Source organism: Gulosibacter molinativorax, assembly GCF_003010915.2.
GTDB classification, from domain to species: Bacteria; Actinomycetota; Actinomycetes; order Actinomycetales; family Microbacteriaceae; genus Gulosibacter; species Gulosibacter molinativorax.
The window spans coordinates 2,158,014-2,173,063 of sequence record NZ_CP028426.1 but is presented as its reverse complement, the minus strand read 5'-3'; the positions used below and the strand labels follow the sequence as shown (position 1 = coordinate 2,173,063).

The 15,050-nt window shown below is 62.5% G+C and carries 11 protein-coding genes; 9 read left to right on the top strand and 2 right to left on the bottom strand.

What is annotated here, in order from left to right; all coding sequences use genetic code 11:
* Positions 1-6 precede the first annotated feature (6 nt).
* The 3 genes from GMOLON4_RS10050 (at position 7) to wecB (ending at position 5,418) form a co-directional block, all read left to right on the top strand.
* Positions 7-2,157 carry a hypothetical protein gene (locus GMOLON4_RS10050; RefSeq protein WP_156892033.1) on the top strand — a complete coding sequence of 717 codons (2,151 nt, stop codon included), beginning with the start codon at positions 7-9 and terminating at the stop codon, positions 2,155-2,157.
* Between the two features lie 132 nt (positions 2,158-2,289).
* Positions 2,290-4,068 carry an asparagine synthetase B family protein gene (locus tag GMOLON4_RS10045; protein ID WP_169516486.1) on the top strand — a complete coding sequence of 593 codons (1,779 nt, stop codon included), beginning with the start codon at positions 2,290-2,292 and terminating at the stop codon, positions 4,066-4,068.
* A gap of 186 nt (positions 4,069-4,254) precedes the next feature.
* On the top strand, positions 4,255-5,418 hold the full coding sequence (gene wecB, locus GMOLON4_RS10040; protein ID WP_026936411.1) for a non-hydrolyzing UDP-N-acetylglucosamine 2-epimerase: 1,164 nt from the start codon (positions 4,255-4,257) through the stop codon (positions 5,416-5,418).
* Between the two features lie 72 nt (positions 5,419-5,490).
* Here wecB and GMOLON4_RS10035 read toward each other — a convergent pair whose 3' ends face one another.
* Positions 5,491-6,399: an ABC transporter ATP-binding protein gene (locus tag GMOLON4_RS10035; RefSeq protein ID WP_051266496.1), complete on the bottom strand. Its 909-nt coding sequence runs from the start codon at positions 6,397-6,399 to the stop codon at positions 5,491-5,493.
* Complete coding sequence (locus tag GMOLON4_RS10030) at positions 6,383-7,384, bottom strand: ABC transporter permease (protein ID WP_146137558.1); 1,002 nt, start codon at positions 7,382-7,384, stop codon at positions 6,383-6,385. Before GMOLON4_RS10030 ends, GMOLON4_RS10035 begins: the two co-directional genes overlap by 17 nt.
* A 338-nt stretch (positions 7,385-7,722) precedes the next feature.
* Between GMOLON4_RS10030 and GMOLON4_RS10025 the strand changes: the two genes are divergently transcribed.
* From GMOLON4_RS10025 to GMOLON4_RS10000, 6 genes are all read left to right on the top strand, one after another.
* On the top strand, positions 7,723-8,205 hold the full coding sequence (locus GMOLON4_RS10025; RefSeq protein WP_035732267.1) for a PH domain-containing protein: 483 nt from the start codon (positions 7,723-7,725) through the stop codon (positions 8,203-8,205).
* The gene (locus tag GMOLON4_RS10020; RefSeq protein WP_084147395.1) at positions 8,205-10,400 is read left to right on the top strand and encodes a PH domain-containing protein; all 2,196 of its coding nucleotides are present in this window, start codon (positions 8,205-8,207) and stop codon (positions 10,398-10,400) included. The genes GMOLON4_RS10025 and GMOLON4_RS10020 overlap by 1 nt, the downstream gene beginning before the upstream one ends.
* A gap of 5 nt (positions 10,401-10,405) precedes the next feature.
* On the top strand, positions 10,406-11,140 hold the full coding sequence (locus GMOLON4_RS10015; RefSeq protein WP_026936414.1) for a Rossmann-like and DUF2520 domain-containing protein: 735 nt from the start codon (positions 10,406-10,408) through the stop codon (positions 11,138-11,140).
* A 109-nt stretch (positions 11,141-11,249) separates the two neighbouring features.
* Positions 11,250-12,140 (top strand): pantoate--beta-alanine ligase, encoded by an 891-nt coding sequence (gene panC / locus GMOLON4_RS10010; protein WP_026936415.1) that lies wholly within the window; start codon positions 11,250-11,252, stop codon positions 12,138-12,140.
* 54 nt (positions 12,141-12,194) lie between these two features.
* Positions 12,195-13,700, top strand: coding sequence for a lysine--tRNA ligase (lysS, locus tag GMOLON4_RS10005; protein WP_026936416.1), 1,506 nt, complete (start codon positions 12,195-12,197; stop codon positions 13,698-13,700).
* 259 nt (positions 13,701-13,959) lie between these two features.
* Positions 13,960-15,039: a type IV toxin-antitoxin system AbiEi family antitoxin domain-containing protein gene (locus tag GMOLON4_RS10000; RefSeq protein WP_026936417.1), complete on the top strand. Its 1,080-nt coding sequence runs from the start codon at positions 13,960-13,962 to the stop codon at positions 15,037-15,039.
* The last annotated feature ends 11 nt before the right edge of the window (positions 15,040-15,050 follow it).

The window sequence follows — 15,050 nt, the reverse complement described above, 5'->3', positions numbered from 1 at the left end:
AATCTCTTGAAGATCTTGTTTCTTTCTTCGTCGATGGGGCCCGCCGAAGCTCTGTGGTACGAGCGATTGCAACGTCAAGGACATGATGTCGACGTGCTCAGTGTCAGTCACCTGTCTTGGCTGACTCGCGATGCCAGACAGCGTTTCCCGAAGCCCGATCACTGGGTCACTTCAATTACGCTTCAAAAGTTCGGTAACCAGATTTCGACGTATTTCGGCTCCGTAATCAATTCTGGGAAACACGAGGTTGTCGTGGCCTCGGGGCTTCAGGCGGCAGGCATAGCCGCGCGGCAAGTCAGCCTTCCGGTCATTCCGCTGCTGTGGCGTGAGGATCTTGATTTCCGACGGGCACGAACGATCTTTACCAGGCGATTCGAAGACCTGACGGAGTCCGCGGCGGCGTTATTCCTTGAGGACGACTTTGAGTTCGATAAGGCGTTGTCCAAGGGCTCCAAGAGCGTCCATTTGCTACACCCTCAAACTTCTTTTGCCGGCCTTCCGCCGCTGCTCGGGAACCCCCAGGATGCGAAAAAGATCGCGGTGGTCTTTCCCGAGGGCGGGGACAAACCTCGAGCCGAGGCAATCGTGCAAATGCTCGATTCTGTGGCGACCCGTCACGGAAACGAAGTCGTCCTTGTTTCGAGCGATTCGCTCTATCGCGCTCGAGATCTGATGCGTGGACACACGTTCGCGGAATCCGCACAGTCTCGATTGGCCGGAGTGTCTCACGTCGTAATGGTCGGAGCGTCACGGCACGCATCATCCTTGGGGCAATACCTCCTCGACACGGGCCAGAGCGATCGTCTCGTGGTTGAGGACACCATCGGTCAGGGCGGATGGGCCCGTCAGCAGCGTTTCACGAGAACAGCACGGGGCGGACGACTCGCGTTGGTCGTTGAGAACCTGCTTTCCGACGGCCCGAAGGCAGAGGATTACCTTCCGAACGAGCGCAATCTGGCGGACTCAGTCCCACAAGTGCTGGAACGGCTGTCCGACTCGTATCCGGTCAACTTTGAAGAACTGGAAGTCGTTGCGGCCGAGGGCCCATTCAACGCATTTTTTTCGAGCACCGGACTAGAGGACCGTACCAACGGGGCGCGCCCACAACGCATCCGAAACATGGCTCAAGCCGTCGAGGCCGATCTTCCAACAGTGCGACTAGCCTCCAACGAGAACGGATTCCGACGTCGTCGCGATCTGATTCGCGCGCTCCTCGAATCTGGCCGAGAACCACGGATGTTCTACGGGGAGAACTCCACCTCACCTATCCCCGCCCAAGACGTGCGTGTTGAACTTGGAAGTCTGCTCGCGCTCTGGGGCGAGGCTGGTGGCCGAAGCGCGTGGTTCGTGCGGGACTTGCATTGGCTCGATGAGGCCACCGGAATCGCCGACCCAACCTCGGACGGCACTATCGCGCCGATCGTGACGGCTGGCCTTCACGAGCTCAAGACCGTCGGGGAACCCGCGGACATCCTCTTGGCGCCAGACGACGCGTCGGTCGAGGGATTCCAGCGGCTCTTGTCTGGGTTCGACGCGCCGGACACGGAATGGTCTGCGCTCCCGCCAGGCGTAGCGGAGCAGAACGTTGTCGACGCCGCGGGGTTCCGACCGACTCGGTCGAGGCCGACGATTCTCTACGCCGGAGGCATCGGTGCGGTCTATTCGATGACGAATTTCCTTACCGCGACGCAACCCCTAATTGAGCGTGGCTACTTCCTTGACTTCGTGATTCGACCGGGTGAAGGCGAAGAGCTTGAGCAGCAACTCGAGGAATACGGAATTGCAAACAGCCCTCAGGTGTCGGTCACCACAAATGCGCTCGATGTGTACCTACCGCAGTCTCGGGTTACGATCGGTGCAATCCTGTTGGACAGCGAGTATGCCAAATTCTCCTTCCCATATAAGACAGTGAGCATGCTCGAGAAGGGCTTCCCGATCATCACGTACTCCGACATGGCGATTGCCGATTTCGTCGAAGCGAAGGGCGTCGGAGTCGTCGCGGAGCGCAACCCACAATCAATCCTGACCAAACTTGAGTCGATGCATGACATGGACTTCACGAATGCAATTGCTCAGGCACGAAAATCGGAATCCTGGACGTCGCGAGTTGGTCAAGTAAAGCGGTACTTGGGCGTCGGGGCGTCTGTCACCCGATAGCACTCGTAATCGCGTTGCAAGCGGCGGGAACTACGCCCCTACACGAGTAGAGAAAGCAGGAACACCATGGCAGTACTTCTCGCAGTAATCCCAAAACCGGAATCTGCACGTGCGGAGCGAAGAATTGCTGCTGTGGTGCGGGCTAGCGAGCGCACGTATCCGCAGTATTTGGGAAAACGGTATTCGACCAAGGCGACTGCGTTTGCGGGAATCTCGACTGATGGCGGGACTCTTCTCCGCTGGAATCCGGATGGGATCGACGATTCACTCGTATTGAAGTCGGGCCGTTGGGTTGCGGCATCTGCGCCCAAGACAGCGAGTCGACTGCTCAACGGCTCGACGACGCGGGCGGGCACAATTCGACTCGACGACAGTTCGTATGGTTCATACGCCGCCATCCGTGGTGATAAGAGCACCGACCGCATCGTCGCTTGGAACACCGCTCCGACCCTCGAAGCGATTCACTATGCGGAAGACGCAGACTTTGTCTATGTCTCGAATCGACCGCTCGTGATCGCCATCGCCCTCGCGGCGAATTCGCGTCGACGCATCAAGGTGTCTCGAGAATATCTTCTGGAGTACCTCAATTTTGGGTTCTCTGTCAGCGGTCATACGCCGTTTGCGGGAGTTATGGCGCTGCCACCACGGACCTCCTTGTCGGTCGCACGCGGAAAGGTCCAACTGATAGCGGCGCCCACCGCGCCGCAAACAAACCTGCAAGAGCGGGAGGACCCGCGCCGAACTGGGGCGGACGAGCTCGTTGCTGCCCTCCGGGCAGCCGTCACGCGGCTCTTGGACGCGCAACCTCGCGAGGAGATCCAGCTGCGGCTCAGCGGTGGTATTGATAGCCGCCTGCTCCTGGGGCTGCTCAAGGAATCCACGGCCACGAAAATCACCGCGGTGTGTCAAGGCGACGCCAACAGCGAAGAGGTGATGGTCGCCTCGCAACTCGCGGCCTTAGCTGGCGTCGAACTGAAGGTGAAGACTCCCGAACTCATTGACCCCACGAGCATCGTTGAGTCAATGCGCGCAAGCATCCGAGAGTCACAGGGATTCATCCCTTCCGAGGCACTCGTGTCACCATATGCGGTGAGCGACCCAATTCATCAAGGGGAGTCTCTGGCTGCCGGTCAATGGCCCTTGTTTAAAGGAGTGCTGGAACGGACGGCCGACAACGCCCTCGAGGCTACGTGGCGACTACTCGACAGTCGCAACGATGACGTCTTGACGCCTACCCTCAACGCCAAAGTAAGAGGCGAGGTGGAGCGCTGGGCGGCCAGTGTTCCCGCGTTCACGAACCTCGAGATTCTCTACATGTGGGGGCGTGACATTCGTTCGAGCCGATACCTGCAGCCACATGCCATACAGCTAGATCGTGACTCGGAAATCTTCTACCCGTATGTCGATTCAGAGGTGACCGCGGTCGCCGATGAGTTGCCGCCGTTCAGCCGGATGCGGCAGATTTCGGCCTACTTAGCAGTCGAAGCGGTGTGGCCCGAATCGCTGCGTGTGCCGCTCGCCAATAATGGCCGATTTCGATTCGAAGCTTCCGGTCCGGTGCCTGGGATCTCAGATGACTACTTCGAGGAACGCAGTGCGAAGCCACAGCCGTATACCGGCACCGTGGACCAGAGCGCGGCGGAACGCATTACGGACAGGGAGTTCGTAACCGCACCAATCTCGAGCGCCGCGAAATACGTGACATCACACATCCAGTGGCGCACCTTGCGTCGCAACCTTGACCCGGAAATCGTCCAAATAGTCGAAGAATCCGCGACAGTCGGTGAAAAGAGCGCGCGCGGGCTTGCCCCCGCGGACAAGAGCCCGCGTTGGCTACAGCTCATTACATGGCGGTTGGTGCTCGCCGTGCAGTGGCTCGAAGGCGACTGGATTCCGCGCGTCAAGCGATGACAAATTGATGCCCAACTTATGAATGCCGTTCATCTTGGTAGTGTGAACTCGGTGTTGAAATTGCGACAACACCTGTGACGCCTACTGGTGTGCGTTGTGATCTCATGTGAAAATCGCTTGTTCGGCGCGGACGATCACCCTGCCACGTGGCGTCCTTCACGCTCGTCGACCTGTCCAAGGAGAATCTTGAAGAAAATCATGCCGATTTACGGCACGCGTCCGGAAGCCATCAAGATGGCCCCGATCGTCAAGGCATTGGAGGCTTCCTCAGAGTTCGAATGCGTCGTCACCGTGACGGGTCAGCACCGCGAAATGCTTGACCAAGTTAATGAGCTTTTCGGAATCACTCCGGATTTCGACCTCAATATCATCGCGCCCCGCCAGACCCTCAACGCCGTCATGGCAAAGACGATTTCGGGTCTCGACGAGGTGCTCGAGTCCGAAAAGCCCGACGCCGTGATCGTCCAGGGCGACACCACCACGTCCACCGCGGCGGGCATTGCCGCGTTCTACCGGGGGATTCCTGTCGTTCACGCGGAAGCGGGTCTGCGCAGTTTCGACATCTTCTCGCCGTTCCCCGAAGAGGCGAACCGAAAGATGACCTCGCAGATTTCCTCCCTGCACCTCGCGCCCACCTCGGTGAGTCGCGCAAATCTGCTCCGCGAAGCTGTCGACGTGAAGGACGTCTACGTCACCGGTAATACGGTGATTGACGCGCTGCTGGATGTCGTCGAGCTCGACGTGCCGTTCAGCGACGCGGCTCTTATTGACGTTGAGCGCCAGGTTAACGAAGGCCGCAAGCTCGTGGTCATTACGACGCACCGCCGCGAGAACCAGGGCGAAGCGATGCACGGTGTGGGTCGTGCGATCAAGCGTCTCGCTGAGACTCAGCCCGACGTGCTGTTCCTGCTCCCCGCGCACAAGAACCCGGCCGTTCGGGAAGCCGTGCTCCCGTATCTCGACGGGCTCGAGAACGTCATTGTCACCGAGCCCATGCCGTACGGGGAGTTCACCCACGCGCTGAACCTCGCGACCGTTGTGCTCACCGACTCTGGTGGGGTCCAGGAAGAGGCACCCTCGCTCGGTAAGCCCGTGCTTGTAATGCGTGAGAACACCGAGCGTCCCGAGGCGGTCGAGGCGGGTACCGTCCGACTCATCGGCACCGACGAGCAACGTATTTTCGACGACGTCACGGAGCTCCTGACCGACCAGGCGGCGTATGACGCAATGGCGAACGCCGTGAACCCTTACGGTGACGGCAAGGCGGCGGAACGCACACTCTCCGCGATCGCCGAACTACTCGGCGTGGGCAACCGCATCCCTGAGTTCGACGACGGTCTCAAGCGATAGCCTCCGGCTTGGACAACAAAGCGGCCGGGTGAGTCAGTATCCTGACTTACCCGGCCGCTTTGTAGGGTCGTGTTAGTGGTTACCCGGCAGGAAATTGCGGGCCTCGAGCGCCTCGCGCTGCTCGCGTCGAATCTTGGCCGCGCCTTCGGGACGGCCCTTGGCGAGCGCCTTTGCGAAACGCTGATACTGGCGCAACACCTCGCTTGGCTCGCCATCCGCAACGACCTGGCCCTGGTCCATCCACACCGCACGGCTGCACATGCTCTCGATCGTGCCAGCAGAGTGGCTTACAAGGAAGCCGGTGCCCGAACGAGTCATGAGCTGACGCATCGCGAGCTGAGATCGCTCGAGGAATGCTGCGTCGCCCGTGGCGAGCGCCTCGTCGATCATGATAATCTCCGGGTCGGCGGCCACTGAGATTGCGAAGCGCAGGCGCGCGCCCATACCGGACGAGTAGGTGCGCATCGGCATCCGGATGGAGTCACCGATGTCAGCGAACTCGACGATGCGATCACGACGGGCTTCGGCCTCTTCCGGCGACATTCCCATCGCGAGCAACCCGAGCCGGATGTTTTCGAGACCGGAGAGATTCGGCAGGAGCGCCGCGCTGACGCCGAGCAGCTGCGGCTTGGCGGTGGCCATGACGGTGCCGGAGGTGGGCGTCTCGAGACCCGCGAGGACTCGCAGGAATGTGCTCTTGCCGGATCCATTGCGGCCAAGCAAGCCGACGAACTCGCCCTCGCAGGCGTACAGCGAGACGCCGCGCAAGGCGTGGAACGTCGTACGGGCTTTGCCGATTTGCAGCTTGCCGCGCTTCGAGTTCTTGTCGGCGTCGAGGGTGACCCGATAGTCCATGTGAACGTCGGCTGCGAATACGGTCACCTCCGCATCCGTGACGTCGACCTTCTCCGGGGGAGGGAGAAGATCGCCTTCCTCGTTTTCGACCACTTCGACCTGAGACGTATCAGTAGGTTCGCTCACGTGAGTACGACTCCTCTCCCTGCCAGAAGAACAAGAAACCAACGATCAGCAGGCCGAAGGCCCACGAGCACAGCACGATCCAGTGGTGCGTCGGCGGGACCACGCCATCGATCAACACCAGTCGGTACATGTCGAGCACCACGTAAATCGGATTCAGCTCGATAATCGCCATCAACGTCGGGTGGTTGACGAAGCGATCGATCGGGAAGATCACGCCCGAGCCATACATCAGCAGACGCGTCGCGAACGGAACGGCCTTTGAGAGGTCGGGCAGCATTACCCCAAGTCGCGAGAAGACAAGCAGCAGGCCGAAGTCCATGCACAGCTGAATCAAGAGGATGACCGGGAACAGCAACCACGCGGTGGTCGGCAGCTCGTGCGGCGGGATCACCATGATGATCGCGATCATCACGAAAATCGCGGGGATGCGCTGGAGAAACTCGCGCACGAGCACCGCCAGCGGCAGTGCCGCACGCGGGAACTGGAACGCACGAATCATCGATTTGTTCGACGAGATCACCTTCGTGCCGGCATTGATTGCCGATGAGGTGCTCTGGAACATGAACACACCGATGATGACGAACGCAATGTAGTTCGACATCCCGCGGCTCATGTTGAGCAGGAGGCCGAAGATGAGCCAGTAGAACATCGCATCCAGCAGGGGGCGAAGGATCAGCCAGAACGACCCGAGTCGGTCTTCGACGTTCGCGGTCGAGACCCTGCTCTTCGAGTCCCACCAGATGAAGTGGCGACGATCAACGAGCTGCTTGATGTATCGGCCCAGGGGCGGGCGACCGCTGACCGTGCGGAGGTCGCTGAGGTCGCCGCGCGTCCTGCGGACGGTTTGAGCGAAGGCGGAGTCCTTAAGGCTCTCGAATTCCTTCTCCTCATGCTTGGAGTGCGGGTTCGTGGCGAGAGGGAGAGCCGCGGCCGCCGTCACGCCACCTGGGGATGACGCTGCTTGTGTTGTGGGCTGATCGCTCACGAGATGTCACCGTCCTTAGACGCGGCCAACATGGATGCGGGCTCAGCGAAGGTCTTCAATATCTAGCGCAATCCTTCCATAATGCGCCCCGCGAACTGAGGAACACCCCGGTGGAACCGGCGCGCTGTCGCGGGCGGGAAGCCTGGTGTGCAGCAGACGCGCCACTCAGGCTCAATAGCGATTCATTCTAGCAACGGCCCATTCCCAGTTGTCATGCGGGGCGTATTTGGTCTGGTCGGGCGGATGAACCGCGCTACAACTGGCGTCGGAGAAGTCAGTTCGGGGTGTGGCCCCTCGCCTACACTTAGGCAGCGTTCACGCACGTAACCGGGAGAATAATGAGCGCTATCGACCATCCGAACATCCAATGGCGCCGCGTCTCGAGCAAGTACGCGACGCTCGGAGCTATCAACTACGCGATCACGACTCTCTTCTTTATCGCCGTCGCCGTTGGGCTTAGCTTTATCCCGGATGACGGCTGGTGGTGGCTGTTCGGCGCGATTCCCGCGGTGATCTTCGCCTCACAGATCTTCTTCGTGGTCATTCGTACGCGCGCGATTGGTTACGCCCTGCGTGAAGACGACATCGTCTACCGCCAGGGCATTTGGTGGAGCCGCATGGTTGCCGTGCCTTACGGTCGCCTCCAGCTCGTCGACATCAGCCGAGGCCCGATCGAGCGGATGCTCGGGCTCGCGAGCCTGAAGATGGTCACCGCCGCCGCATCCACCGGACTTGCGATTCCCGGGCTGCCGCTCGAAGAAGCGAACGGATTGCGTGACCACCTCATCCGCGTGGCCGAGACCCGCCGGGCAGGTCTTTAATGACGCAGCAGAATCCGCCGCAGGGCTGGAATGGGCAGGGGCCCGGCCAGTATCAGCAGCCGGGGCAGCCTGGCTATCACCCGCAAGGTCAGGTACCGCCGCATTGGCAGCAGCATCCCAGGCAGCAACCACCGATGCAGCAACCTTCGCAACCGTCATCTGGCGGACCGGTTCGGAACCTCGCTGACGGTGAGTGGCATCGGCTGCACAAGTTCACGCCGTGGGTCGGGATGATCGCCGGTCTGCTCGGTGCCTTGTTCGCGATTTTCTGGATATTCGTCAGCAGCTTGGCGAGAATCGTCGAGCGCGGTGGCGGCGAGTCGATCGGTCTCATACTGCTGATCGCAGGGATCCTCGTGCTCGTCATTATTGGGTTGTCGATTGTCGGCTCGGTCATGGTCTATCGGAACAAGTACTTCCGCCTGACTCCCGAGGTGTTCGAGATGCGCAGCGGTGTGATCGGCAAGGCGAACCGACAGGCGAGGCTTGATCGGCTGCAGTCGGTGAACCTCAATCGCCCGTTGTTTGCACGGGCACTCGGACTCACAATTCTCGAGACCAGCGGTGCTGGTAAGGACGCCGACATCAAGCTCCAATACCTCGGCAAAGACGAGGCCGAGCGGCTGCGCGCCGAAATCTTGCGCCGTGCATCCGGCGCGAAGCGAAACAAGCAGGCAGAACGCCGCGAGGCCTACGAGAGCGGGCCGGCGCATCCAGTCGGCCCTGCCGGTGGGCAAGGTCCTGCGGTGCCGGTAGGCGGAAGTGCCCCGGGCGCGCCGGGTGGGGCCACGCCCGCGCCGCGACGCCGTGCACGCACGCTCGGCGATTACATTGACGCGGCGGTCGAGGACTTTTCGAATCCCGAACTTCCGGCCGGGACCGCGCCCGAACCTGCCGTCGTGCGGGTTTCAGCGGGGCGGATCGCGGGCGCGACCTTCCTGACCGTCGCGTTCGCCGGAATCGTCCTGTTCGTCGTCGGTGTGATCGCGCTTATCCCGATTTCGCTGCTGATTGCCGGTGAGACCGGAGAGAGGGTGTTCATCGCCTACATCACGGGACTACTGTTTCTCCTCGGTTTCGTCGTGCTCTCGCTCATTTTTGGCGGGATGGCGTCACTTTCCACGCTCATCTCTTCCATGAACTACACGATCGCGGGCACGCCCGACGGGATTCGGGTCGGTCGAGGTGCGCTCAGCCAGATGAGCGACACCGTGCCGCCCGGGCGCATCCACGCGGTACAGGTGCGGCAGCCGTGGATCTGGCGACCGTTCAAGTGGTACGAGGTGAAAATCGACCGCGCCGACCTCATGGGGAGCGCGAGCGACGACAACAATGAGCAGAACTCGAACCAGCGTCGACAGGTGATTCTTCCGGTTGGCACGTGGGACGAAGTGCAGCGCGTGCTTGCGCTCGTGCTGCCGATGCACATGAGCCCGCAGACCGTGCGGATCCTGAGCACGGCGATGGCGAAGGGGCGGCAGGATGCGTTCGTGCCGGCGCCCTCGAGGTCCTGGTGGCTGCACCCGGTGCAGTGGCGGAGCCTCGGCTACGCGATCGATCGCGGCGTCGTGTACCTCCGCAAGGGGTGGCTGACTCGTCGCGTCGCGCTGGTGCCGGGGGAGCGGATCCAGTCGGTGACGCTGCACTCGAGCCCGCTCGAGCGTGCCGCGAACGTCGTATCGCTGTGGCTCAACACGGTCGGCAACGCGGTGACGACGCGGCTTCCGGCGGTGGATGCAACGACTTCGGTCTCGCTCTTCGATTCGTTGGAGGGGCTCGCGGTGCGGCAGGCGGCGGCAGATACCTCGCACCGCTGGAACGAGGCGCAGGCGCGCACGACGCTGAACACGGCTCGTATGGCAGCAGAGGATGCGGCTCGGCGGGGCGAGCGGATCGACCCGTACTCGCAACGCATGCTCGATGCCGAGGCCGCGTGGATGCGCGACCAGGCCGCGGCGCGTGGGCGCGGGGCCGGGGCTGGGCCTACGCGGGTTGGACCGGCGACGCCGGGGCAGCCAGGTGCTGCGCCTGGTCAGATGGGGCCGGGGCAAACGGCGCCTGGCCAGGTGCCGCCGGGCCAGACGGCGCCCGGCCAACCTACGCCCGGCGGTACACCAGACCCGTCGCAGCAAGGCGGCCAGCCGAACGCGCCGCGCGACGGACGTGGCATGCCGCCGCTGCCGCCGATAAAATAGCGCGAATGAGCCAACGAGACGGACGACTCGGCATCGGGATCGTCGGTAATGATCCGGCCGGGCCGGTACTTGCACGCGGACTTGCGGGCGCCGGGCACGCGATTATCGGCGCGTCGATTCCGGACCCCTCCGCGTACGAACGCGCGGAAGCCCTACTGCCAGGGCTGCAGCGACTGACCGACGCGCAGGTGATCGAGCGCAGCGAGCTCGTGATTCTTGCCGAGCCAGCGGAGACGCTTGCGGCCCGTGTCGCGGAGCTGACCGACGCTGGCATGTGGGTGCCGGGGCAGCTCGTGATGCACAACGTGGCCGAGTTCGGGACGGGCGTGCTCGGGGCGGCGCTCGACAAGGGCGCGATCCCGTTGGCGATCCATCCGGCCATCGATGTGACGGGCACATCGCTGGATCTCACGCGACTTCGCGAGGGCTGGTGCGCCGTGACGGCGCCCCGCCCGGTGCTGCCGATCGCGCAGGCGCTCGTAGTGGAGCTCGGTGCCGAACCGGTCGTGATCGCGGAAGAGAACCGCGGGACCTACGCGGAGGCGATCACGACGGCGACGTCATTCACCCGGTCGATCGTGAAGCAGGCGACGTCACTGCTCGCGGGGATTGGGGTCGAACAGCCGGGGTTCGTGCTCTCGAGCCTCGTGCGCTCGGCGGCGGATAACGCCCTGATCGACGCGAGCCCGACGCCAGAGCCGCCGTTCGGCGACGCGGGGCTGCCGCTCTCGGAGGATTAGGCCGCCACTGCGTTCGTTAGGACGCAGGTCAGGACCGACCACTGCCCGTTCGTGGGTCGCCTGCGGCTGGCCTGCGTCCTAACGTGCGGCGACTCGCTAGTCTTTTCGCGTGACTCAAATTTTGCAGACCATCGCCGAAACGAAAGAGGCGCTCGCGCCCATTCGCGGGGCGCAAAAGGCCAGCGGCAGGATTGTTGCCGGACGCATCCCTGTGGTCGAGCGAAAGCTCGCACTTGTTCCGACGATGGGCGCGCTGCACGATGGGCATCGCGCACTGATTCGCCTCGCACGAGAGCAGGCGGACATCGTGGTCGTCTCGCTGTTCGTCAACCCGCTGCAGTTCGGGCCGAACGAAGACTTCGACAAGTACCCCCGTCCGTTCGAGGCGGACCTCGCGATCCTCGAGGAAGAGGGCGTCGACTACGTCTTCGCTCCATCTGTCGAGGAGATGTACCCGGACCTCGAGCACCTCACGATCGTGTCCGCGGGCGATGCCGGGCGCATCCTCGAAGGCGAGTTCCGCCCGTCGCACTTCGACGGTGTCCTCACGGTGGTCGCGAAGCTGTTCAACATCGTCGAGCCCGATTTTGCGGTGTTCGGCGAAAAGGATGCGCAGCAGCTCGCGCTCGTGCGCCGAATGGTGCGTGACCTCAGCTTCCCGCTCGAGATCGTCGCCGTGCCCATCGTGCGCGAGGAGGACGGGCTCGCGCGCTCGAGCCGCAACACGTACCTCTCGGCGGAAGACCGCGAGGCTGCGCTGACCTTGTCTCGGGCACTGGTGGCGGTGGCCGCTGCGTCTGGCGAGGGCGTTTCGGCGGCGCTCGCGGCAGGGCGTGAAATCTACGAGGCCGAACCATTGGCTAGCATGGACTACTTAGAACTCGTTGACGCCGCCACTTTCGCGCCGATCACCGAGGAATTCCACGGCGTTGCGCTCGCGCTCACCGCCGCACGAATTGGTCAGACCCGACTCCTCGACAACCGACAGGTCACGTTCTAGCTGTCGGCTGCATCCATTCCTCTTCCGAACCCGACGACCTCGCAAGGAGCCGTAATGGCGAACACGCCCGAGCAGCACGAACCGCTTACCGAATCCGAAATTTCGGAACAGAAGCAGGTGCGTCTCGACAAGCGCGAGCGCATGATCGAGGCGGGGCTCGCGCCCTACCCCCTCGAGCTGCCCATTACGGCGAAAATCGCTGACGTTGTCGAGTCGCATCAGGGTCTTGAGGCGGACGTCAAGACCGGTGACATCGTTGGCGTCGCGGGCCGAATCGTGCACCTTCGAAACACGGGCAAGCTCTGCTTCGCTGCATTGCAGGATGGGGATGGTCGCATCCAGGCGATGATCTCGCTTGCCGAGGTTGGCGAAGAGTCGCTCGCGCAGTGGAAGGAATTCGTCGACCTCGGCGACCAGATCTTCGTGCAGGGCGAGGTGATCACCTCGCGCCGCGGTGAGCTGTCGATCATGGCGACCGAGTGGAAGATGGCGTCGAAGGCGCTGCGTCCGCTGCCGAACCTCCACACCGAGCTGAATGAGGAGACGCGCGTGCGTCAGCGCTACCTCGACCTCATTAACCGGCCGGCCGCGCGCCAGATGGTGCAGACTCGTGCGCTCGCGAATGCTTCGCTCCGCCAGACGTTTGCGGAAAACGGCTTCCTCGAGGTCGAGACACCGATGCTGCAGACGCTGCACGGCGGCGCGGCAGCCCGCCCGTTCTCGACGCACTCGAACGCGTTCGACACTGACCTGTTCCTGCGCATCGCGCCGGAGCTGTACCTCAAGCGCGCGTTGGTCGGCGGGCTCGACCGCGTGTTTGAGATCAACCGAAATTTCCGAAACGAGGGCGCGGACTCGACGCACTCGCCGGAGTTCGCGATGCTCGAGGCGTATCAGGCGTACGGCGACTACAACTCGATCGCGGACCTGACCCAGCAGCTCGTGCAGAACGCGGCGCGCGCGGTGTCGGAAGACGGCTCGGCCGTGGTGACCTGGGCCGATGGCACGCAGTTCGACCTCGGTGGCGACTGGCCGCGCATCTCGATGTACGAATCCCTGTCGGAAAAGTCAGGCGTCGAGGTCACGCCTTCGACTTCGGTCGAGGAGCTGCAGGCCCTCGCTGACCGCGAAGGCGTCGAAGTGAAGCTGCCGAACCACGGAAAGCTCGTCGAGGAGTTGTGGGAGCACTTCGTCAAGGGCGAGCTCGAGAAGCCGGTGTTTGTCGTCGACTTCCCGATGGAGACGTCGCCGCTGACCGCTGCTCACCGCTCGAAGCCTGGCGTTGTCGAGAAGTGGGACCTCTACGTTCGAGGCTTCGAGCTGGCCACCGGCTATTCGGAGCTCATCGACCCGATCGATCAGCGTGAGCGGTTCGTGGAGCAGGCGCGTGAGTCGGACCGCGGCGACGTCGAGGCGATGCACCTCGACGAGGACTTCCTCACGGCCCTCGAATACGGTATGCCGCCTGCCGGTGGCATGGGCATGGGCATCGACCGCCTACTGATGGCACTGACCGGGCTCGGCATTCGTGAGACGGTGCTCTTCCCACTCGTGAAGTAGGGTAGCGGGCCCCGCTTTGGCGTGGGGATTGGCCGAGGTAGGTGGGCGCGAGGTCTGTTGCGGGCCTTCAGTCGCGTTAGGGCGCACGCCAGACTCGACCCTCGCGGAATCGGCGATCACGTTGCCTGACGTGCGTCCTAAGGTGCGGCGCGAACGGTGGGGTTGTCCGGTGGCGCGTGATCCGGGTGTGAAACTCGAGTGATCCACAGGTACGGATGACGCGAGAGCAACCGGACCGGAAGAGATCCACCATGACGGTATGGACTGGGACACGATCTTTGCCACCGGCCACGGGGTCTTGACGACTGCAGACCTTTTGGGTGCGGGCATTGCGTTTACGACGATCCGCCGCGCGCTCAAGAACAAACTCATCCGCCGCATCTCGCGTGGACGCTATGCCGTGATGGGGACGCTGAGCGACTATGGCACCGCGCGAGCGCTCAACGGTGTGGTTTCTGGCCTCAGCGCGCTCAAACAATGGGGTGTGTGGCTCCCATCGCGCCACCGCAACCCCAAGCTCAACATCCGTGTCACCCGCAACGTTGACCGCAAGCACGTGTGCCATCCGTTTCGCCGCAAGACAGCAAAATCTGTGTCGGTACGTGTGCTTCCGAATTCAGTGCCGGACTCCTACACCGATCACCCCCGGGGACGAGGTAACGGGCGTCAGCTGCGCCGCCAGCCGCTAGACGAGATTCCTACCGCGATCCTCGTCGCCGAAGCGGATTGCACCTGGGATGAACTCGTCGCGATCGGTGACTCCGCCCTGCAGCTGGGCGTGGCGATGAGCACCCTCAAAGAGATCGCCAAACTTGGCACCTCCAAGCTGCGTCGGGCATTCGCGATGCTCGACAGCGAGTCGCAGTCGGGCGCGGAATCACTGTTGCGCGCGCGGTTGTCCTCGCGAGGCATCAACCTGAAGGTGCAAGTACCAATTAGCAAGATGCATGTCGATGGCTTGATCGGTACCTCGCTTGTGATCGAAGTCGACGGTGTGGAGTACCACCGAACTAAGGAGCAGGTCCTCGCCGACCGTCGTCGAGACCGAATTTTGCATGCGCTGGGCTACATTGTGCTGCGATTCACCGCGGCCGAGGTCTTCTACGAGTGGGATCGGGTTCTGCGGGAGATACTTCTCTATCTGAAGATGAATAAGCATCGGCGCAAAGTTCATGACCCGGACGATTTCGCTGACGAATTCGAAGAACTCCGATCGGCCACGTCGAATGTCGAGGCTGGCCAGGTGGACACGTCAGACGATGCGGCATACCAGTTAGACGGGCCAAACGAGCTGATGCACGAGGCAGACGAGATGGACGGACCGGACAGGCAAACGTAAAGGCCTTATCC